The following is a 20,965-nucleotide window of genomic DNA, read 5'->3' as shown; positions in this document are numbered from 1 at the left end:
CAGATTTCCGCAACTGTGAAGAACGAATGGCAGCCTGTCCCCCAGAACGGCGGGCAGGCTGCCGTTTTTTGTAAGAAAAAAGGAGACACCGCAAATGGGTGAACAAACCGCAAAGGCGCCGGGCCTGAACCGCGCCAAGACCTACCAGCTGGTGCTGTTCCCGCTGAACAACGGCGCAACGAACGTGTACTATGTGCTGGTGCTTTCCTACATCGCCACCTTCGGCAGCAAGGTGCTGGCCCTGTCCATGATCTTCGCTTCGGTCATGGTCACCGGTATGCGCCTGTTCGACGCGATCACCGACCCCATCATCGGCGCCCTGATGGACCGCACCAACGGCAAGTTCGGCAAGTTCCGGCCCTTCATGGTCATCGGCAACCTCATCATGGCAGCCAGCATCCTCGTGCTGTACTGCCTGACCCCGCTCATCCCCGCCGGCTCGATGTTCCTGCGCTATGCGGCTTTCGCGGCTCTGTACGCAGTCTGGGTCATCGGCTACACCTTCCAGACCAGCTGCACCCGTTCCGGCCAGACCGTTCTGACCAACGACCCCAAGCAGCGCCCCCTGTTCACCATTTTCAACACCGTCGGCTCTCTGCTGGGCATGGGCGTGATGCAGTTCTTCGCCCCCATCCTCGCCAAAAACTATGAGGGCGGCTATGCCTCTGCCGGTTTCTTCCGCACCCTGGCTCCTGTGGGCATCGTCATCTCCATCCTCCTCACCGTTCTGGCCATCATCGGCATCTGGGAGAAGGACCAGCCCAAGTACTTCGGCATCGGCGGCGAGGTCAGCGAGAAGGTCAAGCTGCACGAGTACGTCCAGATCATCAAGAACAATAACCCCATGCAGCGTCTGATGGTGGCTGGTGCCGGCTGCAAGCTGGCTCTCTCCATCGCCACCAACACCACCGTCCTGTGTATGCTGTACGGCTGCATGATGGGCAGCTATGACGGCCTGTACCTGCCCATGATGGTGCTGGGCTACGTCTTCAGCGTGCCCTTTTTCCTGCTCACCGTCCGCACCAGCCAGAAGGAGGGCCAGAAGGCCAGCCTGATGAAGTACGTCAGTGTGGCATTCATCTGCTACATCGGCGTGCTGGTGCTGCTGCTGCTCTGGGGCCGCAGCGACGCCTTCACCCTGTCCATCATGGGTGACAACGGCCTGTCCATCAACCTCTACACCATCCTCTTCATCGCATTTTTCGGCATCGGCTACGGCGCATACTACGCCACCGCCGATATGCCCATCCCCATGGTCGCCGACTGCTCCGACTACGAGACTTACCGCAGCGGCAACTATATCCCCGGCATCATGGGTACGCTGTTCAGCCTGGTGGACAAGCTGGTGTCCAGCCTGTCCGCTACCGTCGTCGGCATCGCTGTGAGCTTCATCGGCCTCGAGAGCCTGCCCACCCAGTACGACCCCTACACCCCCGGTATGAACTGGGTGGTCATCGTGCTGTTCTGCATCATCCCGATGGTGGCCTGGGCCGCTACCCTTATCGCCATGAAGGGCTACACCCTGACCGGCGAGAAGATGAAGGAAATCCAGGCGGTCAACGCCTGCCGCCGCGACGCTGTGGCCAACGGCATGAAGCTGGAAGAGGCCATGACCAAGTGGCAGAGCATGGACCAGCTGCCCGCCGAGTACCGCAGCTGAGCCTGTAAAGAGGAAGAACATGGAACAGAATGTACTGAACACTGACCTGACCGGCAAGGTGGCCGTCGTCACGGGCGCAAGCGGCACCCTGTGCTCCATTTTCGCCAAGGCTCTGGCCCGGGCAGGCGCAAAAGTCGCCCTGCTGGGCCGCAATATGGAGAAGCTCAAGGCTCTGGCCGACGAGATCGAGGCCGAAGGCGGCATCGCCAGGGGCTACACCTGCAACGTCATGAACAAGGCCAACTGCCTGCAGGTGGCTGAGGACGTGATGGCAGAGCTTGGCCCCTGCGATATTCTGGTGAACGGTGCAGGCGGCAACAACGCCCGCGCCAACACCGACAAAGAGTATTTCGAGATGGCCGACCTCGAGGACGATACCGTGACCTTCTTCGACCTCGACGAGAGCGGCGTAGAGATGGTGTTCGACCTGAACTTCATCGGCACCCTGCTGCCCACCCAGGCCTTCGCCCGCCAGATGGTGGGCCGCCCGGGCTGCAACATCCTCAACATCTCCAGCATGAATGCTTACCTGCCCCTGACCAAGATACCGGCCTACTCCGGCTCCAAGGCTGCTGTGACCAACTTCACCCAGTGGCTGGCCGTCCATTTCAGCAAGGTCGGCATCCGGGTGAACGCTATCGCCCCGGGCTTCTTCGCCAGCGAGCAGAATGCCAGCCTCCTCTACAATGAGGACGGCACCCCGACGGCCCGTACCAACAAGATCCTCGCTGCGACCCCCATGGGCCGCTTCGGCGACAGCGAAAAGGACCTTGTGGGCGCACTGCTGTTCCTGCTGAACAATGACGCTGCCGGTTTCATCACCGGCATCTGCCTGCCCATCGATGGCGGCTTCTCCGCCTATTCGGGCGTGTAAAAACACAAGAAAAAGCTCCGGCTTTCGTACGAAAGCCGGAGCTTTTTTGTGCTTTTCAGGACTCTTTTTCTACATTCTGTTGTTTCTGCTCGATTTTTTCCATATAACGCCAGAGGGTCGTGCGGCTGATGCCCAGCTGACGGGCAGCGGCGGCGCGATTTCCGCCGTGGGCGGCGACGGTCTGCTGGACGACATCGCGGATGACCTCTTCGAGGGTCTGCTCACTGGGCTTGCGGGCAGAAGCCGGCTGCGGCATGGCCCGCAGAGTCCGCTCTTTGGAGAGCATATCGGCCACCGTCCCGGCCCGGATGTAGGGGCCGTCCGACAGGGCGGCGAGGGCGCGCAGGACGTTCTTGAACTGGGTGTAATTGTTGGGCCAGGGGTACTGGCGGAGCATCTCGATGGCCCGGGGCTCGAAGCCCGAGAGCTGCTTGCCCAGCTCGAGGTTCAGGCTGTTGAGGTAGAGGCTGGACAGAGACGGGATCTCGTCGGAGCGGCTGCGCAGGGAGGGCAGGGGAAGGGCCAGTGAGCCCAGCCGCTCACTGAAATGCCGCAGCACCTCCGGCACCGGCTCCCCCTCGACGATGGAGCAGGAGAAGATGAGCCGCACCCGGCGGGCAAGACCGGTTTCTTCAATGGCGGCAAGAAGCTCTGAACTCCACTGGGGCGGGATGGACTCGAAATTCTGGAAGTAGATGGTGTTTCCGGTGGCGCTGAGAGGGGAGTTGTAGTGGTTGAGCAGGAAATCCCAGGTCTTCTCATTCAGCAGCGCACAGTTCACCACGATGAAGGGGTGGTTTGCAAGGGAGCTGTGCAGATAGAGGTAGCGTGCGATCTGCTCTTTGCCGGTGCCGGGCTCGCCGTAGATGAATACCGGCTGGCGCAGCAGGGCGAGGGAGCGTATCTCGGCCGCCTGAGTGCCCATCGCGCCGCTGAGGCTGTAGAAGCTGTTGGCGAAGAGGTATTCGCACTCGCCTTTGTTCAGGGGGCGCAGGCCGGGACGGCTGGAATGGAGCGGGATGCGGGCCGGAACACAGTAGAACAGACATCGCTGGACGTTGTTCATCAGCAGCTGCTGGGCGGTGATGCTGTAGAGCTGGTCCCGCTCGGTGTAGTAAAAGCGGAGGTTGCCGCTGGCCGGTATCTCCCGGATGTGAGACTGAAGGACGCTGCTCAGCTCCGCCGGGACCTCGGAGATGCTGCTGTAGAAGAGGTCGCCGTTGGACTCCATGACGATGACGCGGCCATTCTGGCCCTGAGTGATGCTGCGGAGGAACAGGTTCTCCTGCCGCAGATGGCCGAACCAGGAGCTGATGTTCACGGCCTGGTCGATGGCGGCGTGGAGGCTTTCGACGCCGGAGGTGATGAGGAAGGCGTCGAAGCCCATCTCCCGGGCGATGGTGTGGGTGACCATGTCACAGACCACCATCCGGTAGCCGCCCTGCTGCAGGCGTTCCAGGGTGTGGCGCACCTCAGCGGCGTTGTTCACGGTGAGGATGTCGAGGTTGAAGTCCAGCAGGCTGCACAGGGTGTGGGCCGGCTCGGTGATGGAGGGGAAGCCCACGATGGCGTAGAGGCTGGAATAATTCTCGGCCAGCTTCATGGTGCGCAGCACGTCGTACACCGAGATGTGGATGTCCACCACCGGCAGGTCGGTCACCTGCCGGATGAGGGCGGCGGTGCCGCCGCGGGAGATGATGCAGTCGTAGGAGTTGGGGGGCATCTGCTGCACGATGGCCTGCCCGTCTTCCAGGTCGCCGGTGTAAATGTCCATTTCAACATTGGGATAAGCCTGCGCCGCCTGCTCCATCGCAGTGCGCATTCCGTCGTAGGGGGCGATGCCCAGAATACGGGTGTGAGTCTCTATCACAACAGACACCTCCGTTCATATTTGCTACTATTCTAGCAAATAAACTTCCAAAAATCAAACAAAGACTGTTCTGATTTGAAATGGTTTAAGACTTTATAACCAAAAAACTTAATTGATGTTTCAAATTAAAACGGAAAAGACCGCTCGTTTCCATGCACGCCGTGTCAAAATAAGGCATAATGGTATCAAGAGAATAAATCATGAGAGGAGGAGCAACCTATGCTGCTTCTGCTGATCCTTGCAGATGACTTTACAGGCGCGCTGGACACGGGCGTCCAGTTCGCCGCCTGCGGCATCCCCACCCGCGTCGTGGTCGGAGAGCAGGTGGATTTTGCAGCCAATGATGCCGCTGTGCTGGTGGTGGACACCGAGACACGCCATCTGTCCGCTGCAAAGGCCTACGCCGTCATCGCAAAACTGACCCGGAAGGCGATGAGTGCGGGCGTTTTCAGCATCTATAAAAAGACAGACTCCGCGCTGCGCGGAAACATCGGCGCAGAGCTTTCGGCCCTGCTCAAAACCAGCGGGGAGCGCCGGCTGCCGTTCCTGCCGGCCTTCCCCCAGATCGACCGTGTGACCCGGGACGGAGTACATTATATCAGCGGCGTGCCTGTGACCGAGAGTCCCTTCGGCATCGACCCCTTCGAGCCGGTGCGCCACGCCAGGGTGACGGAGCTCATCGGGGAACAGACCGATGTGCCTGCCTACAGCTTCCCGACCCTGAAAGAGGGTGAGGCTGTGCCGGAGCAGGAGGGCATCCTGGTCTTTGACGCCGGGAGCCTCGACGACCTTGCGTCCACGGGCCGCGCCCTGTTCCGGAATGGCAGGCCCCGCCTGATGGCAGGCTGTGCCGGCTTTGCGGCGCTGCTGCCCGACCTGATGAAGATGACCGAGCGCAGGACGGTCACCATGCCGAAGCTGGACCATCGCCTGCTGGTGGTCTGCGGAAGCGTCAACTCCATCACCCTGCGCCAGCTGGATGTGGCCGAACAGAACGGCTTCTCCCGCCTGCGCCTGACCCCGCGCCAGAAGCTCGACCCCGGCTATTGGGAGAGCGAGAACGGCAAAGAGGCCCTGCAGGGCATCAACGAGATGCTGGCCGCGAATCCCCGCTGCATCATCGAGACCAACGACGAGGGCGGCAACCAGCCCACGGCGGATTACGCCGCCGCCCGGGGCCTCGACCTTGAGGGCCTGCGGGTCGGCATCGCCAGCAGCATCGGCCATATGCTGGGCAAACTGTTCACCAGCCCCGCGCTTGGGACCCTGCTGCTCACCGGCGGCGACACGCTGTTACAGTGCATGAACTGCGTGGGCATCAAGGAGCTTGAGCCGGTGTGCGAGATGGAAAAGGGCGTCGTGCTGGCCCGCTTTACCTACTGCGGCTGCACCCGCTACGTTATCACCAAGTCGGGCGGCTTCGGCCACGAGAAACTGCTGCTCGACCTTGCAGACCGCATTGCAGCAGAGTAAATTTATAGCAGTTTGCGTTTTTAATGCACAAGCAACATCCGCAAACTGCATATCGCAAATATGCCGGTTTGAAAGGCATTGCTTTTGAAAACTGCGATAGAACGATTGATTTTTTTGGAGGACACTATGACATATAAAAAACTTCCCGGCCTGACTTGGGACGGCACGATCTACGAAAACGAAGAGATGGGTACGCTGGAAGCCCTGCTGCCCACCGGCGGCTATCCCACCGCCCATGCACCTGCCATGGTAGAGCTGCCCGACGGCACGCTGCTGTGCTGCTGGTTCGCCGGTACTTATGAGGGCAGCGCAGACATCCGCATCATCTGCTCTGTCCTGCCCAAGGATGGTGCCCAGTGGCTGCCGCCGGTGGACATCTCTGGCGACCCCACCCGCAGCGAGCAGAACCCTTCGCTGTTTTACGGCCCGGACAACGCGGTGTGGGCCATGTATACTGCACAGCTCGACCGACAGGCTGGCAAGGACAATATGCAGTACACAGCGGTCGTCCGCTGCCAGAAAAGCACCGACGGCGGCAAAACGTGGGGACTCTATGAGACGATCTTCCCCGAGGAGGGCACCTTCTGCCGCCAGCCCATTCAGGTGTTGAGCAATGGCCGCTGGATCTTCGCCAACTGGCTCTGCACCGACTCGGCTGAGGGCCTGTCCGGCGACCCCACTGCTTTCCGCATTTCGGACGACGAGGGCAAGACCTGGCATATGGTCATGATGCCGAAGAGCAATGGTCATGTCCATGCCAACGTCGTAGAGCTTGAGCCGGGCCATCTGGTGGCTTTCATGCGCAACCGCGAGGCCTACCGCATCCACCGCAGCGAGTCCTTCGACTGGGGCGAGACGTGGAGCGAGCCGGTGGCTACTCCGCTGCCCAACAACAATTCCAGCATCAGCGCCCTTAAACTGCAGAGCGGCCGCATTGCAATCGCCTACAACCCCACCTGCACCCCGACCCCTCAGCCGGGCAAAGCTGCATGGCCCGGCCTGCGCTGCCCGGTGGCTGTGGCCCTCTCTGAGGACGGCGGCAAGACCTTCCCGATGATCCGCTGGATGGAGCGCGGCGAGGGCTTCATGGGGGACGAGAATAAGACCAATAATAAGCAGTACGAGTATCCCTACCTGATGCAGAGCCGCGATGGTGCCATGCACTTGACCTACGCGGCCCGCACCCGTCAGGGCATCAAATACATCCGCTTCCGTGAAGAAGATGTCATGGGCGCGAAGCGCGAGACAGTGGGGCTGTACAACCCCACCGCCGCCCAGACCCGCTGATTTTTTTTTGAAGGAGGAAATTTGTTATGCTGACCCAGTACAATCTGAAGATGCCGCACGCAGTTTACGGCGGCGAGAACGCAATGGACAACATCACCGCCATCATCAAGGCCCGTGGTGCAAAGAAGGTGGCAATGTTCACCGACAAGGGCATTGAGGGCGCTGGCCTGTTCGCCCTGCCCGAGGAGGCTGTGAAGGCTTCCGGCGCAGAGTATTATGTTCTGGACGAGCTGCCTCCCGAACCCAGCTACATGGCTGTCCAGAAGCTGGTGGATGAGTTCAAGGCTTCCGGCGCTGACCTCATCGTGGCCTGCGGCGGCGGCTCCGTCATGGACGCAGCCAAGCTGGCAAGCGTGCTGGTGACCGATGACTACGGCGTCAAGGAGCTGCTGGACAACCCCGGTATGGCGCAGAAGTGCGTCCCCATCGTCCTCATCCCCACCACCGCCGGCACCGGCGCTGAGGTCACTCCCAACGCCATCGTCGCTGTCCCCGAGAAGGAGCTGAAGGTCGGCATCGTCAACGGGAACATGATCGCGGACTACGTCATTCTCGACGCCCGTATGATCAAGAACCTGCCCCGCAAGATCGCAGCGGCTACCGGCGTTGATGCTCTGGCACACTGCATCGAGTGCTTCACCGGCAACAAGGCCAACCCCTTCAGCGACCTGTACGCTCTGGAGGGCCTCGACCTCATCCTGAACAACATTGAGAAAGCCTGCGATGACCCCGATGCCATGGCCGAGAAGAACCGGATGCAGATTGCAGCTTACTACGGCGGCCTGGCCATCACCGCTTCCGGCACCACCGCAGTCCACGCTCTGAGCTATCCTCTGGGCGGCAAGTACCACATCGCACACGGCGTCTCCAACGCCATCCTGCTGGCTCCTGTCATGCGCTTCAACAGCGGGCATCCGGCTGTCAAGGAGCGTCTGGCTGTGGCTTATGACCGCTGCTGCCACGAGAACAAGACCTGCACCACCGTGGAGGAGAAGGCTGCATGGATAATCGCCCGCCTCGAAGCGATCGTCAAGCATCTGGACATCCCCACCAGCCTGAAGGAGTTCGGCGTCCCCGCTGAGGACCTCGAGGGTCTGGTCGAGTCCGGTATGCAGGTGCAGCGTCTGCTGGTGAACAATATGCGCCCCGTCACCGCTGACGACGCCCGCAAGCTGTATCAGGAGATCATGTAATAGAAAAGGAGAACACATTATGAAGACCAGCGACATCAAAGGCATTATCCCTCCGGTAATTACCCCGATGAACAACGATGACGAGCAGACCGTCAACCACGAGGCTCTGCGGCAGCAGGTCGAGCGCCTGCTGGCAGGCGGCGTCCACGGCATGTTCCCTCTGGGTACCAATGGCGAGGCTTACGCCCTCTCTTTTAAGGAGAAGGAAGAGATCCTGGCTGCCGTCATCGACCAGGTAAAGGGCCGCGTCCCCGTTTACGCAGGCACCGGCTGCATCACCACCGCCGAGACCATCCGCATGAGCAAGCGCGCCGAGGAGATGGGCGCAGATGCCCTGTCCATCATCACCCCCAGCTTCGCACTGGCCTCCCAGAAGGAGCTGTACGACCACTATGTAGCCGTGGCAAAGCAGGTCAACATCCCCATCATCCTCTACAACATCCCCGCCCGCACCGGCAACAAGCTCCTGCCCGAGACCGTGCAGGCACTGTGCCGTGACGTGGAGAACATCGTAGGCGCAAAGGATTCCAGCGGCGATATCGAGAACCTGAAGGCTTACATCCGGCTGACCCGTGAGCTGGACAAGGATGTGGCCATCCTCGCCGGCAACGACGGCGCGATCCTGACCTGCCTGAAAGAGGGCGGCGCAGGCGGCATTGCAGGCCGCGCCAACATCTGGCCGGCCACTGTTGCAAAGATCTACGACTGCTTCAAGGCTGGCGACCTCGAGGGCGCACAGGCCGCTCAGGACGCGATCGCCATCCTGCAGCAGACCTTCAAGTACGGCAACCCCAACACCATCATCAAGACCGCTGTCGCCCTGCAGGGCCACAACGTCGGCAAGTGCCGCGCCCCCTTCAACTACGTCCCCGAAGAGGGTCTGGAAGCCATCAAGAAGGTCCTGGCCGAGAACGCTGCCAAGGGCCTGAACTGAGAAGAGCAAGGAGAGCGCTGCTATGAATAAACCTATCGTTGGCATTACGATGGGCGATCCCGCCGGCTCCGGCCCGGAGATCACCATCAAGGCTCTGGCAGACCCGGAGCAGTACACCTACTGCCGCCCCATCGTTGTGGGCGACGTGAAGGTGTTCGAGCAGGCCAGGAAGTTCGTTGGCCGTGAGGACATCGTCATCCACCGCTGCGACAAGGTGTCGGATGCCCTGTTCACCCCCGGGACCATCGACGTGCTGCACCTCGACCTCATCGAGAACATCAACAAGTTCGAGATGGCAAAGGTGAGCGTGGAGGGCGGCAACGCAGCCTTCCAGTGCGTCAAGAAGGTCATCGAGCTGGCCATGGCCGGTGAGGTGGATGCTACCTGCACCAACGCCCTGAACAAGGAAGCCATGAATAAGGCTCTGGAATACTATCACGGCGAGAAGTCGGACGGCTACACCCATTTCGACGGCCACACCGAGATTTACGCCACCTACACCCACACCAAGAAGTACACCATGATGCTGGCCCACCACGACCTGCGCGTGGTCCACGTCTCTACTCATGTGTCCCTGCGCGAAGCCTGCGACCGGGTCAAGAAAGAGCGTGTGCTGGAGGTCATCGAGATTGCCAATAAAGCCTGCAAGGATATGGGCATCGAGACCCCCCGCATCGCCGTGGCCGGCCTGAACCCCCACTGCGGCGAGAACGGCCTGTTCGGCCGCGAGGAGATCGAGGAGATCACCCCGGCCATCGAGGCTGCCAAGGCCGAGGGCATCACCGGCGTTGTCGGCCCCTGCCCGCCGGACAGCGTTTTCTCGCAGGCCATCGGCGGCTGGTACGACATCGTGGTCTGCATGTACCACGATCAGGGACATATCCCCCTCAAGACCGTGGGCTTCGTCTACGACCGTGAGAAGCAGGAGTGGAAGGCTGTGGAGGGCGTCAACGTCACGCTGGGCCTGCCCATCATCCGCGCCAGCGTGGACCACGGCACCGACTTCTACCATGCAGGGAAGGGCAACGGCAATGAGCTGAGCCTTGTCAACGCTATCAAGTATGCCGTCAAGATGACCGGCCGCGAGGCGTAAATCTTCCAATAGCTCCTTACACGCCCGCTTTTGCAGTTCCTGCTGCAAAGGCGGGCGTTTTTTAACTTAACGGACGGAAAGAAAAGTTCTATCCTGAAACGTGTGAATTTGAGTAAGACCGTCAAAGCGTTCTAAAATGTTACGATTTTAATAGAACATTCATGAAATATCCTGGAAATGTTTCAGAATGAAACGAAAACAAGGCGGTTTAGCCGTTGTAAGGGTCTGCCATTTTAAATATAATTTAGACAACAAAAACGAACAAAGACTGTGAGAAGCGGCGACGCCGCAGATGAAGGCATGAAGTACACAGTCCGGTTCGCTACACGAGAACCCCAAGAGAAAAGGAGAACAAGATTATGAAAAAGATTTCTCGTCGCAGCTTTCTGAAGGTTTCTGGTACTATGGCAGCGGCTGGTGCTCTGGCAGCCTGCGGCGGCTCTTCCTCCACCAGCACCGCAGCTTCCAGTGAGGCAGCTCCTTCCGTTGAGGCAAAGGCTGTGGACGGTCTGCCCGATATGAGCAAAGAGACTCTGAACTTCAGTTCCGATAAGGTCGGTTCTGGCTCTTACAATATGATCGTTGCAATGTCCAAGGTGCTGGAGAAGGCTGGCGGTTTCCAGACTGTCAACGTCAACCCTGACTCTCCGGGCGGTATGGGTGCTCCTTATCTGTTTGCTTCCGGCAACACCGATCTGGCCTTCATCAACGGTGCTCCTGCAAAGTGGGCAATGGAGGAAGGCACTCTGGGCAAGCCTGCTACCAGCGGCTATGCAGCGATCATCGGCGGCCTGACTGCTGTCTGCTACATCAACTGCGTGTCCAACTCATTCCTGCAGAAGTACAATGTCTCCACCATCGAGGAGATCTTCGAGCAGAAGCTGCCCCTGCGCATCGGCTGCTCCGCAAAGGGCTCCATGGATGCTGAGGGCGCTTACCTGCTGCTCGAGTACTTCGGCGTGACCGAGGACGAGCTGAAGAGCTGGGGCGGCTCCATCACCAACCAGGGCGGTGATGCCAACGCAGACGCCATCTCGGACGGCCAGATCGACTTCTACATCGACCACACCTCTGCTGCTTCTTCCACCATGGCTCAGATCGCGACCAGCGTGGATGTCACCTTCCTGCAGTGGGGCGATGACCTGTGCAGCTGGTTTGTCAGCGAAAAAGGCTTCGACCTCATCACCATCCCGGCCAACTCCTTCAAGGGTCAGGATAAGGAGCTGACGCTGCCCGGCACTCCCGACTGCGTCTTCTGCAAAGAGAGCCTGAGCGAGGACGTCGTCTACGCCATCACCAAGAGCCTGAGCGAGAACCGCGACGCTCTGGTGGCTGAGTATAATTCCCTGTCTCCGTGGGAGCCTGAGACCGCTTGGGAAGAGATGAAGCGCGGCGGCTGCCCGCTGCATCCCGGTGCTGAGAAGTACTACAAGGAAGCAGGCTACATGAAGTAAGTTCCGGCTTTGAAAGCTTTCGGCGGAGGCGCTCCGCACGACATCAGATCTATCCTTTGACCGTAGGCAGAGGCCGGACGCTTTGCGGTGTCCGGCCTCTGCTTTCACAAGGGATAATACGGAGGGAAATATGAGCAACGAAAAAGAAACCAAGGTATCGGCTCTCGACGCCAAGGCCAAGGCTCTGGCAAACGAAGAGGACGAAGATACCAAAATCGCCAAGCTGCTGAAGAATATGCCGAAATGGCGCTTCTATTCGCTGGCAGTTCTTACCGTTATCTGGACGGTGTTCCAGCTCTACATCAAGCTGGTCAAGCCCCTTGACCCGTGGTTCCAGCTGCCGCTCCATATGTGCCTTGCACTGGTCGTGGTGTGGCTGTACAATCCGATGGCCGAGAAATCCAAGAGCCACAATAAGCTGTGGTGGATCTACGACATCTTCCTCATCGCGTCCAGCTGCTTTATCTGCTGGTTCTTCCTGAGCCACGCAGAACAGCTCAACTACCGCATCTTCAATGTTGACGTTATGACCACCACCGAGGTCATCGTAGCGGTGCTTCTGGTCATCAATGTCATGGAGGCTGTCCGCCGCGTGGTCAGTATGTCCCTGTTCGGGGTCATCTGCTTCTTCCTTGCTTATGCATGGTTCGGCCAGTACATCCCCGGCCTGTTCCGCTTCTCCGGCATCAGCTTCCCCAAACTGATGGAAGTCCTGATGTACGGCGAGAATGGCATCTTCGGCTCTCCGCTGGTCACTTCTCTGAGCACCCTGTTCTACTTCCTCGTTTTCGGTACCTTCTTCTCCAACTGCGGCGGCGGCGGTGTCCTGATCGACGGCGGCATGAAGCTCAGCGATAAGACGGTCGGCGGCCCCGCAAAGGCAGCTGTCATCTCTTCCGGCCTGCTGGGCATGGTTTCCGGTTCTGCCATCGCAAATGTTTCCACCACCGGCGTTCTGACCATCCCCCTGATGAAAAAGACCGGTTATGACCCCGAAGAGGCGGCAGCAGTCGAGTCTGTTGCTTCCACCGGCGGCCAGATCATGCCCCCCATCATGGGCGCTGGCGCATTCATCATGGCCGAGATCATCGGCGTGCAGTATGCGCAGATCGCGGCGGCAGCCGTCCTGCCCGCTGTGGCCTACTTCCTCGCCGTGTTCATCCTTGTCCACATGATCGCAAAGAAGAAGGGTCTGGGCAAAGACTCCGGCGTACATTACGAAGGCAAGCCCATCCTGCCCCGCGTGTACCGTCTGTTGCCCATCATCGTTCTGGTCATCATGATCATCATGGGCTACTCTCTGCCCCGTTCCGCGATCTACTGCACCATCTTCTCCATCGTCATCGCAGCGATCTCTCCTGAGACCCGCATGGGTCCCCGCAAGCTGCTCCAGACCCTGATGGACGGCGTCCGTCAGGCCGCAAACATTGCGATCCCCACCGCTGCCTGCGGCATCATGATCGGCATCGTGGTCAACTCCGGCGTTGCCGTCAAGATCGCAAAGCTCATCGGTACCTCTGGTGAGGGCAGCCTGTTCATCGCACTGCTCATCGCCGCTCTGGGCTGCCTGCTGCTGGGCATGGCACTGCCTACCGTGGCCGCTTACCTGATCGCTGTCACTCTGTTCGCATCGGCTATCCAGGGTCTGGGCATCTCCGCTCTGGTCACCAATATGTTCATCTTCTACTTCGGTGTCGTGGCTCAGATCACTCCTCCCGTCTGTCTGGCATCCTTTACTGCGGCAGGCATCGCGGGTGCAAGCGCATGGAAGACCGGCTGGAAGGCATTCTCCTTCGCCATCACCGCTTTCATCGTCCCCTTTGCATTCGTGTATCGTCCCGCTATCCTGCTGGAAGGCACGATGGTGGAAATCATCATTGCATACTGCATCGTCGTTGCAGCCACCTATCTGCTGGCCTGCGGCATCGCTGGCTACCTGTTCCGTCCCCTGAAGATGTGGGAGCGCATCGCCTGCTATATCGTGGCCTTCATCTTCATCCTGCCCAGCTCCATGTCTGATATTATCGGCATTGCTGGATGCGCGCTCATCATGGCTTACTGCTTCATGACGGGCAAGAAGAACGCCAACAAGGCACAGCCTGCCTGATAAGCGGTCCTTCCGAAAACCTTCTTCATAAATCACAGCTCGGCGAAGCCCCCGCCTCCGGTACTCCCGGAGGCGGGGGCTTTTTTGTCCTTTTTGGGGCGGGAAGAAAAGAAAAACGGGCAGTTCGGATGTGAAAGATGACGGAACAGTTGTGTTTGGGGACGATTTGAGGTATTATAAAATAGTTGAAGTGTACCCTCCGGCCGATCGGAGGACGTACCTATAAGAGAACAAAAAGGAAACTGCGGATGAGATCAGCGCGGAAAGAACCGAATCAGAGGGTCTGCAAGGCCAGCCCGGAAAAGACATCCGGGCGTGGCTCTGCGCCCGCGCGCCATGCCGCAAAGCACGCGAAGAAGCGCTCGCTCTTTGGCCGGGCAAAGCAGGAGGACCTCGTCCCGGAGACTGCGGCCCCGGCTCCGCAGCCCGAGGCGGCAGAAGAGGAGCATACCTATACCGCGCCCGCTGCGCCGCCGTCTGCCATCCCGCCGGTGGAGCCTGTCCTGACGCCTCCGGCCCCGCCGAAGTCTGTGAAGCGGAAGCTCAATGTCCTTCAGCCGACCAGTCGGCCCGAGGCGGCTGCGCCCCAGCCGGCGGAGCAGGACGACTCTGCGGCAGCTCTGGATCCCACCGGAGCAGCGGTGCCGGAAGGGGATGAAAGCGCAGAAAAGCCCGCTCCGGCAGAGAAGAAGTCCTCCCGCAGCAGGCGTGGATCCCGCCGTGAGGAACGGGAGTCGGTGCTTACGGCAGATTACCGTATCAATGCGACCTCGCTTATGAAAAAACTCCCCTCCGGCGGGAGGGGAGCGGAAAAATCAAGATCAATCGTCGTCGCTGTCGAGCTTGAGCACGGCGGTGAACGCCTCGCTGGGCAGGGAGACGCTGCCGAGCTGGCGCATCTTCTTTTTGCCCTCTTTCTGCTTTTCCAGCAGTTTTTTCTTGCGGGAGATGTCGCCGCCGTAGCACTTGGCCAGCACATCCTTGCGCATGGCCTTGACCGTCTCGCGGGCGATGATCTTGCCGCCGATGGCCGCCTGAACGGGGATCTCGAAGAGGTTGCGCGGGATGTTGTCCCGCAGCTTCTCGCAGATGCGGCGGCCCTTGGCGTAGGCGTTGTCGCGGAAGACGATCATGGACAGAGCATCCACGGGGTCGCCGTTGAGCAGGAAGTCCAGCTTGACCAGGTCGCTCTCGCGGTACTCCTTGAACTCGTAGTCGTAGCTGGCGTAGCCGCGGCTCCGGCTCTTGATGGCGTCGAAGAAGTCATAGACGATCTCACCCAGCGGCAGGGCGTAGTGCAGGTCCACACGCACGTCGTCCATATACTTCATGTCGATGAGGACGCCGCGCTTGTTCTGGCACAGGTCCATCAGGCTGCCGACGTATTCATTGGGGGTGTAGAGGTGGACGTCCACGAAGGGCTCCTCCTGCTTGACGATGTTGGAGGGGTCAGGGTAGCTGGACGGGTTGTCTATCATCTCCACGGTGCCGTCGGTCAGGGTCAGACGATAGCGGACGCTGGGCGTGGTGGTGATGAGGTCGAGGTCGAACTCGCGCTCCAGACGCTCGGTGATGATCTCCATGTGGAGCAGACCGAGGAAGCCGCAGCGGAAGCCGAAGCCCAGCGCGGCACTGGTTTCCAGCTCAAAGGTCAGGGAGGCGTCGTTGAGCTGCAGCTTTTCCAGCGCGTCCTTCAAATCGGGGTACTTTGCGCCGTCGGCGGGGTAGATGCCGCAGAAGACCATGGGCTTGACCTGACGGTAGCCGGGCAGAGCCTCGGGGGTGGGGTTATTCGCCAGCGTGACGGTGTCGCCGACGCGGGTGTCCTGCACGGTCTTGATGCTGGCGGTCAGATAGCCGACCTCACCGGCCTGCAGCTGGTCGCAGGGGGTCAGGCTGGTAGCGCCCATGTGGCCCACTTCCACCAGCGTGAACTGTGCGCCGGTGGCCATCAGGCGGATGGTGTCGCCGGGCTTGACCGTACCTTCAAAGACGCGGATATAGACGATGACGCCCTTGTAGCTGTCGTAGATGCTGTCGAAGATGAGGGCCTTGAGGGGGGCGTCCGGGTCGCCGGTGGGGGCGGGGATGTCGCTGACCACACGCTCCAGCACCTGGTCGATGTTCAGGCCGGTCTTGGCCGAGACGCGGGGCGCGTCGAGGCAGGGCAGGCCGATGACGTCCTCCACTTCCTGTGCCACCTCGTCCGGGTGGGCGGAAGGCAGGTCGATCTTGTTCAGGATAGGCACCAGCTCGAGGTCGTGTTCCAGCGCCATATAGGTATTGGCGAGGGTCTGGGCCTCCACGCCCTGGGTGGCGTCCACCACGAGGATAGCGCCCTCGCAGGCGGCGAGGCTGCGGCTGACTTCGTAAGCGAAGTCCACGTGGCCCGGGGTGTCGATGAGGTTGAACTCGTACACTTTGCCGTCCTTGGCAGTGTAGTTCATGGTGACGGCGCGGGCCTTGATGGTGATGCCGCGTTCCCGCTCGATGTCCATGTTGTCGAGGATCTGGTCCTCCATCGTCCGCTCGTCCACGCTCTTGGTCAGCTCGAGGATGCGGTCGGAGAGGGTGGATTTGCCGTGGTCGATGTGCGCGATGATGCAGAAGTTGCGGATGTTGTCTCTTGCCATGTAGTTCCTCCGAAATTTATAGGATCCAGTCCTCGACGGCCTTGATGCCGCCGTTTTCCAGGTAAACGCGGGGTACCCGGCGGGAAACGCCGCAGAGCACCTCGTAAGAAATGGTATCGGTCTTGTGGGCGATGGTCTCGGCGCTGTCGCTCACTTCGCCGCCCCACAGGATGGCTTCTTCCCCTTCCTGCACGTCGGGCAGGGCGGAGACATCCACCATGATCTGGTCCATGCAGACCCGGCCCAGAACGGGGCAGGGCATGCCCTTTATCTCCACGATGCCCTTGCCGCAGCTCAAAAGGCGGGGGTAGCCGTCGGCGTAACCGGCACAGAGGGTGGCGACCTTGGTGGGCTTTTCCGCGGTGAAGCGGCGTCCGTAACTGGCCGACTGACCGGGCTGCATCTCCTTGACCATGCTGACGATGGTCTTGAGCTTCATCACCGGGCGGAAGATGCCGAAACGCACCTCGTCGCTGGGGTCGAAGCCGTAGAGGATGATGCCGGGGCGTGCCATGCAGTGGGTGCGGGGCAGTCCGGCGGGCCAGTCGGGGTGGAGCATCACCCCGGCGGAGTTGTCGCAGTGGACGACGGCAGGCTCAAAACCGGCCTCGGCAAGGCCCTGACAGGCCCGGACGAAGAGCTCATGCTGCTGGCTGGTATAAGCTACGCTGTCGGCGCTGTCGTCGTCGGCCACAGCAAAGTGCTGGAACAGGCCGGTCACGTCCAGACCCGGCAGGCGGCAGGCATCCAGCATCCCGGCCAGCGCCGCGTCAAAGTCGGTGCGGAGCGCAAAACCGATGCGGCCCATGCCGGTGTCGGCCTTGAGGTGGACTTTGACCTTCCCGCCGACGGCACAGGCGGCCTCGCTGAGGGCCTTGGCCTGAGGCAGGGAGTAACAGGCTGCGGTGATGTCCTCCTGGATGAGGACGGGCGTACGGCTCGGCTCCACATGGCCCAGAATGAGGATGGGCAGCGTCAGCCCGGCTTTGCGCAGCTGACGGGCTTCCGCCAGACAGCTCACAGCCAGCCATGCGGCCCCCTCTTCGGCAAAGACCTTGGCGCACTCTACGGCACCGTGGCCGTAGCTGTCGGCTTTGACGACAGCGCACAGAGGCATCTCCCCGGCCCGGGCCTTCACGGCGCGGAAATTGTGGCGCAGGGCGTCAAGGTCTATCTCGGCCCAGACGTGTTTTTCAAATGCAGGCATCTGCATGGGCTGTGTCCTCCTTTTTTGATGTACGGGCCGGGTGCAAAGGACGCCAGCCGTCGATGCCGCTCTCCTGCAGAGCGTGAAGGGTCTTCTGCCGGAAAGCCCGGTCGGTGCGGCACCGCTCCCGGACAAAGTTTTTCGTGTCCTCCCGGGTGGTCACGCCGTCGGCCGGGCAGCGGCTCTTGACGATGGGAAAGCCTTCTTCCTTCACTGCACAGCGCACCTCCTGCTCTGTGGCGAGTAGCAGAGGCCGGATGAGGGTCAGCCCCCGGTCGGACAGCTCTGTCACCGGCGAGAAACAGCCGATGCGGCCCTCCCGCCAGAGGTTCATGTAAAACGTCTCGATGGCGTCGTCCAGATGATGCCCCAGCGCCACCTTGTTGCAGTCCAGCTCTTCGGCAGCGGCGTGGAGCGCACCCCGGCGCATCTTGGCGCAGAGGGAGCAGGGATTCTTCTCGTTCCGGTGGTCGAAGACGATGGGGCCGATAAGGGTGCGGCGCACCTCATAAGGCACATCGTACCGCCGGAACAGCGCTTCCAGCGCGGAGTAATCCACCGGCTTGCCGCCAAACTGGGGGTCGAGGGTGACGGCCACGACTTCGAACGGAAAGCCGAGGTACTGCCGCAGCCGCGCGAGACCGATGGTCAAAGCTACGCTGTCCTTGCCGCCCGAAACGCCCACCAGAACGCGGTCGCCGGGGGCCAGCATCTCGTACTGTTGGACGGCTTTGCGCATCAGGCCGCAGAGCCGCTGCATCGCTTTCGTGTCGCTCATGACAGGCTCACGCTCTCCACGAGGTTGACGATGTCGCTGATGGAGGCCAGCTTGGTCAGGCCAGAGACATAGATGACGTCGCCGTTGTCGTACTCGATGGTGGCCAGCACGGCGTAGTAAGCCTGAATATCACAGCGCACGGCGGTGACGGCGGCACCGTCGATGCTCAGATTGACTTTTCGGGGGCTGATGACGCCGTAAGCCTGCTTGAGCTCTTTTTCCGACTGGCCGATGAAGTCCTCATAGGTGTCTTTCGTGCCTTTCTGGAAGAGCACGACCTGATAGTTGGCGTCGTCGCTGCTCTGGGCGGAGGCCAGTTCCAGCGCACGGCCAAGGGTGGCGTCCTCGGTCATCTCGCACACCGGCCAGACGGCAGACTCATAGTAGACGGAAATGCCGTTCTCGGCGGTGTAGCGGGTGTCGGGCGAAGCGGGGGTGCGGCGGTTGACCACGAGGGTCAGCACAAAATAGGCCAGTGCGCCCAGCAGGACGATGATGCCCATGGCCAGCAGCAGGCGGGAAGAGCGCTGCTGCGCGGTGTCGCGCTGGTGGATGTCTTTCGGCATGAAGGAAAGTCCTCCTTATAAATGTAAGGCTCAGCCCTGGGGGTGGGGCTGCATCTTTATTAGTATAACATACTCGGGGCTGAAATTGTAGCGCTCTGCCGCAAAAACAGAAACGAAAATGTGATTTCAGAAAACGAGAGATTTCAAGAGAAAACAAGAGAAAACAAGAGATTTAAAAAACTGAGCTGAAAAAATCGAAAAATGATGTTGACAGGGACGTTCTTGTGATGTATACTGACACTCGCGCCCCAAAAGGTGCATTGAACCGTTGAAACACTTATCAGGAGGAAATAGATATGAGCACTACTCTCGTCAAGCCCGCTGAAGTCGAGCGCAAGTGGTATCTGCTCGACGCTGCCGGCAAGAGCCTGGGCCACGTCGCTGCTGAGGCTGCTGTTCTGCTGCGCGGCAAGCAGAAGGTCGATTATACCCCCAATGTTGACTGCGGCGATTTCGTCGTCGTCATCAACTGCGACAAGGCTGTTCTGACCGGCAAGAAGGCCGAGCAGAAGTTCCACATCACCCACAGCAAGTTCATCGGCGGCCTGAAGAAGGTCCAGTACAGCAAGCTGATGGCTGAGAACAGCGACCTGGCTATGACCTACGCTGTCAAGGGCATGATCCCTTCCAACACCATCGGTGCTAAGGCTCTGACCCGCCTGCACTGCTACCAGGGTGCCGAGCACGCTCACGCAGCTCAGAAGCCCGAGAAGATCGAGTTCTAAGAAGGAGGCAATCGAACATGTACGAAACCAAACCTTATTTCTACGGCACTGGTCGTCGTAAGGATTCCGTTGCCCGCGTGCGCGTCTACCAGGGCACTGGCAAGGTCACCATCAACGACCGTGACATCGACAACTACTTCGGTCTGGAGACCCTGAAGCTGATCGTCCGCTCTCCGCTGGTCCTGCTGGGCCTCGAGGGCAAGTATGACGTCGTCGTCCGCGTTTCCGGCGGCGGTGTTTCCGGCCAGGCTGGCGCTATCCGCCACGGCCTGAGCCGCGCCCTGCTGCAGCAGAGCGATGAGAACCGCGCTGCTCTGAAGAAGGCTGGCTTCCTGACCCGCGATCCTCGTATGAAGGAGCGCAAGAAGTACGGTCTGAAGGCTGCACGTCGTGCTCCCCAGTTCAGCAAGCGCTGATTTTACCGTATTACGGCTTTTACGGCTCTGCTTCGGCAGAGCCGTTTTTGTTTAGCAGGAGTTTCCCAGCGAACTGGGGAGCACGACTGCGCATATCCGGCGGTTGAGATTCCTTCATCTCCCTCTTGACAAAAACTGCAAAAGAGACTATTATACTAGTTAGACAGACAATGGAGCCTGGGGTGTGTTCACCCTAGGCTTTTTTCTTTGGAATGTCTTGGGAAATGCATCGCTGCGGGCCGATAGAGGGGGTCCGCAGCGGAAAATTGGGATGCGGGCTGCGGAAGAATGGTGTCTGCCGGGCCGCAAAAGAGAAAAAGGAGAAGGTATCATGAACGAGAATGTTGACGGTATGATGATTCGTCTGGTCGGCCTTGCACTGGCTGTCCTGATGATGGCTGGCATGACCATCTACACGGACCTTTTCAAAAAGACATCCGACATGGATGCCCGCGCCGCTGTCATCAGCGTACAGGACGGCCATGTGGCCGCAGAGGACGTTCAGCAGAACGTCTGAGCAGTTCGTTCTTTAAAATAAGAAAGGCGCACCCTGAAGCAGCTCGCTTCAGGGTGCGCCTTTTTTGCGGCAAAGAGAGAGCTTTGCTTTGTGGAAGTTCCATAAAAATCAGAGATTATTTTTTCACTTCCTGCGTGAATGGGGGTGAAATCTGCGTGAATGAGGATTGCCGGGGGGG

At 60.0% G+C, this 20,965-nt stretch carries 18 protein-coding genes; 12 read left to right on the top strand and 6 right to left on the bottom strand.

Features of this window, described 5'->3' with window-relative positions; all coding sequences use genetic code 11:
• Positions 1-94 precede the first annotated feature (94 nt).
• Both F3G95_RS03940 and F3G95_RS03935 read left to right on the top strand, forming a co-directional pair.
• Complete coding sequence (locus F3G95_RS03940; RefSeq protein WP_149793907.1) at positions 95-1,660, top strand: MFS transporter; 1,566 nt, start codon at positions 95-97, stop codon at positions 1,658-1,660.
• A gap of 19 nt (positions 1,661-1,679) precedes the next feature.
• Positions 1,680-2,534, top strand: coding sequence for an SDR family oxidoreductase (locus F3G95_RS03935; protein ID WP_149793906.1), 855 nt, complete (start codon positions 1,680-1,682; stop codon positions 2,532-2,534).
• A 55-nt stretch (positions 2,535-2,589) separates the two neighbouring features.
• Here the strand turns inward: F3G95_RS03935 and F3G95_RS03930 are convergent, their stop codons facing one another.
• Positions 2,590-4,404, bottom strand: a complete 1,815-nt coding sequence (locus tag F3G95_RS03930; RefSeq protein ID WP_149793905.1) for a sigma-54-dependent transcriptional regulator — start codon at positions 4,402-4,404, stop codon at positions 2,590-2,592.
• Between the two features lie 219 nt (positions 4,405-4,623).
• Between F3G95_RS03930 and F3G95_RS03925 the strand changes: the two genes are divergently transcribed.
• The 7 genes from F3G95_RS03925 to F3G95_RS03895 all read left to right on the top strand — a co-directional run bounded on the left by F3G95_RS03925 (position 4,624) and on the right by F3G95_RS03895 (position 13,945).
• On the top strand, positions 4,624-5,877 hold the full coding sequence (locus F3G95_RS03925; RefSeq protein ID WP_149793904.1) for a four-carbon acid sugar kinase family protein: 1,254 nt from the start codon (positions 4,624-4,626) through the stop codon (positions 5,875-5,877).
• Between the two features lie 126 nt (positions 5,878-6,003).
• On the top strand, positions 6,004-7,164 hold the full coding sequence (locus F3G95_RS03920) for a sialidase family protein (RefSeq protein ID WP_149793903.1): 1,161 nt from the start codon (positions 6,004-6,006) through the stop codon (positions 7,162-7,164).
• Between the two features lie 26 nt (positions 7,165-7,190).
• Positions 7,191-8,357: an iron-containing alcohol dehydrogenase gene (locus tag F3G95_RS03915; RefSeq protein WP_149793902.1), complete on the top strand. Its 1,167-nt coding sequence runs from the start codon at positions 7,191-7,193 to the stop codon at positions 8,355-8,357.
• 19 nt (positions 8,358-8,376) lie between these two features.
• Positions 8,377-9,291: a 4-hydroxy-tetrahydrodipicolinate synthase gene (gene dapA, locus F3G95_RS03910; protein WP_149793901.1), complete on the top strand. Its 915-nt coding sequence runs from the start codon at positions 8,377-8,379 to the stop codon at positions 9,289-9,291.
• Positions 9,292-9,313: 22 nt separating this feature from the next.
• Positions 9,314-10,384 carry a 4-hydroxythreonine-4-phosphate dehydrogenase PdxA gene (pdxA, locus tag F3G95_RS03905; protein WP_149793900.1) on the top strand — a complete coding sequence of 357 codons (1,071 nt, stop codon included), beginning with the start codon at positions 9,314-9,316 and terminating at the stop codon, positions 10,382-10,384.
• Between the two features lie 359 nt (positions 10,385-10,743).
• Positions 10,744-11,838, top strand: coding sequence for a TAXI family TRAP transporter solute-binding subunit (locus F3G95_RS03900; protein ID WP_149793899.1), 1,095 nt, complete (start codon positions 10,744-10,746; stop codon positions 11,836-11,838).
• Positions 11,839-11,968: 130 nt separating this feature from the next.
• Positions 11,969-13,945 carry a TRAP transporter fused permease subunit gene (locus F3G95_RS03895; RefSeq protein WP_243130260.1) on the top strand — a complete coding sequence of 659 codons (1,977 nt, stop codon included), beginning with the start codon at positions 11,969-11,971 and terminating at the stop codon, positions 13,943-13,945.
• 821 nt (positions 13,946-14,766) lie between these two features.
• On the opposite strand, the gene lepA is transcribed toward F3G95_RS03895, so the two are convergent.
• Genes lepA through F3G95_RS03875 form a run of 4 tightly spaced genes read right to left on the bottom strand, consistent with a single transcriptional unit; the run spans position 14,767 to position 19,129 of the window.
• Positions 14,767-16,578 (bottom strand): translation elongation factor 4, encoded by a 1,812-nt coding sequence (lepA, locus tag F3G95_RS03890; protein WP_015564296.1) that lies wholly within the window; start codon positions 16,576-16,578, stop codon positions 14,767-14,769.
• Positions 16,579-16,594: 16 nt separating this feature from the next.
• Positions 16,595-17,791 (bottom strand): alanine racemase, encoded by a 1,197-nt coding sequence (alr, locus tag F3G95_RS03885; RefSeq protein WP_149793898.1) that lies wholly within the window; start codon positions 17,789-17,791, stop codon positions 16,595-16,597.
• Positions 17,772-18,563, bottom strand: coding sequence for a tRNA 2-thiocytidine biosynthesis TtcA family protein (locus tag F3G95_RS03880; protein WP_149793897.1), 792 nt, complete (start codon positions 18,561-18,563; stop codon positions 17,772-17,774). The genes alr and F3G95_RS03880 overlap by 20 nt, the downstream gene beginning before the upstream one ends.
• A complete protein-coding gene (locus tag F3G95_RS03875) occupies positions 18,560-19,129 on the bottom strand; it encodes a hypothetical protein (protein ID WP_149793896.1) in 570 nt (189 codons plus the stop codon). The genes F3G95_RS03880 and F3G95_RS03875 overlap by 4 nt, the downstream gene beginning before the upstream one ends.
• A 296-nt stretch (positions 19,130-19,425) precedes the next feature.
• Between F3G95_RS03875 and rplM the strand changes: the two genes are divergently transcribed.
• The 3 genes from rplM (at position 19,426) to F3G95_RS03860 (ending at position 20,787) form a co-directional block, all read left to right on the top strand.
• On the top strand, positions 19,426-19,854 hold the full coding sequence (rplM, locus tag F3G95_RS03870; RefSeq protein WP_015564292.1) for a 50S ribosomal protein L13: 429 nt from the start codon (positions 19,426-19,428) through the stop codon (positions 19,852-19,854).
• 17 nt (positions 19,855-19,871) lie between these two features.
• A complete protein-coding gene (gene rpsI, locus F3G95_RS03865; protein ID WP_015564291.1) occupies positions 19,872-20,270 on the top strand; it encodes a 30S ribosomal protein S9 in 399 nt (132 codons plus the stop codon).
• Between the two features lie 331 nt (positions 20,271-20,601).
• Positions 20,602-20,787, top strand: coding sequence for a hypothetical protein (locus tag F3G95_RS03860; RefSeq protein ID WP_149793895.1), 186 nt, complete (start codon positions 20,602-20,604; stop codon positions 20,785-20,787).
• Here F3G95_RS03860 and F3G95_RS13880 read toward each other — a convergent pair.
• On the bottom strand, positions 20,772-20,965 hold a 194-nt coding region (locus F3G95_RS13880; RefSeq protein ID WP_207706438.1), incomplete at its 5' end, for a hypothetical protein. The two genes, F3G95_RS03860 and F3G95_RS13880, sit on opposite strands and share 16 nt — an antisense overlap.

The sequence above is a fragment of the Faecalibacterium sp. Marseille-P9312 genome (assembly GCF_902497445.1).
In the GTDB taxonomy this organism is placed as follows: domain Bacteria; phylum Bacillota; class Clostridia; order Oscillospirales; family Ruminococcaceae; genus Faecalibacterium; species Faecalibacterium longum.
The sequence above is the reverse complement of the archived record's forward strand: the minus strand, read 5'-3'. Positions and strand labels throughout refer to the sequence as shown.

Bases quoted from the DNA above. Each gene is read 5' to 3' on its own strand.
- alr (WP_149793898.1), bottom strand. From the start codon at position 17,791: ATGCAGATGCCTGCATTTGAAAAACACGTCTGGGCCGAGATAGACCTT.
- F3G95_RS03935 (WP_149793906.1), top strand. From the start codon at position 1,680: ATGGAACAGAATGTACTGAACACTGACCTGACCGGCAAGGTGGCCGTC.
- F3G95_RS03875 (WP_149793896.1), bottom strand. From the start codon at position 19,129: ATGCCGAAAGACATCCACCAGCGCGACACCGCGCAGCAGCGCTCTTCC.
- F3G95_RS03880 (WP_149793897.1), bottom strand. From the start codon at position 18,563: ATGAGCGACACGAAAGCGATGCAGCGGCTCTGCGGCCTGATGCGCAAA.
- F3G95_RS03860 (WP_149793895.1), top strand. From the start codon at position 20,602: ATGAACGAGAATGTTGACGGTATGATGATTCGTCTGGTCGGCCTTGCA.
- dapA (WP_149793901.1), top strand. From the start codon at position 8,377: ATGAAGACCAGCGACATCAAAGGCATTATCCCTCCGGTAATTACCCCG.
- rplM (WP_015564292.1), top strand. From the start codon at position 19,426: ATGAGCACTACTCTCGTCAAGCCCGCTGAAGTCGAGCGCAAGTGGTAT.
- F3G95_RS03925 (WP_149793904.1), top strand. From the start codon at position 4,624: ATGCTGCTTCTGCTGATCCTTGCAGATGACTTTACAGGCGCGCTGGAC.
- F3G95_RS03915 (WP_149793902.1), top strand. From the start codon at position 7,191: ATGCTGACCCAGTACAATCTGAAGATGCCGCACGCAGTTTACGGCGGC.
- rpsI (WP_015564291.1), top strand. From the start codon at position 19,872: ATGTACGAAACCAAACCTTATTTCTACGGCACTGGTCGTCGTAAGGAT.
- F3G95_RS03895 (WP_243130260.1), top strand. From the start codon at position 11,969: ATGAGCAACGAAAAAGAAACCAAGGTATCGGCTCTCGACGCCAAGGCC.
- F3G95_RS03920 (WP_149793903.1), top strand. From the start codon at position 6,004: ATGACATATAAAAAACTTCCCGGCCTGACTTGGGACGGCACGATCTAC.
- F3G95_RS03900 (WP_149793899.1), top strand. From the start codon at position 10,744: ATGAAAAAGATTTCTCGTCGCAGCTTTCTGAAGGTTTCTGGTACTATG.
- F3G95_RS03940 (WP_149793907.1), top strand. From the start codon at position 95: ATGGGTGAACAAACCGCAAAGGCGCCGGGCCTGAACCGCGCCAAGACC.
- pdxA (WP_149793900.1), top strand. From the start codon at position 9,314: ATGAATAAACCTATCGTTGGCATTACGATGGGCGATCCCGCCGGCTCC.
- lepA (WP_015564296.1), bottom strand. From the start codon at position 16,578: ATGGCAAGAGACAACATCCGCAACTTCTGCATCATCGCGCACATCGAC.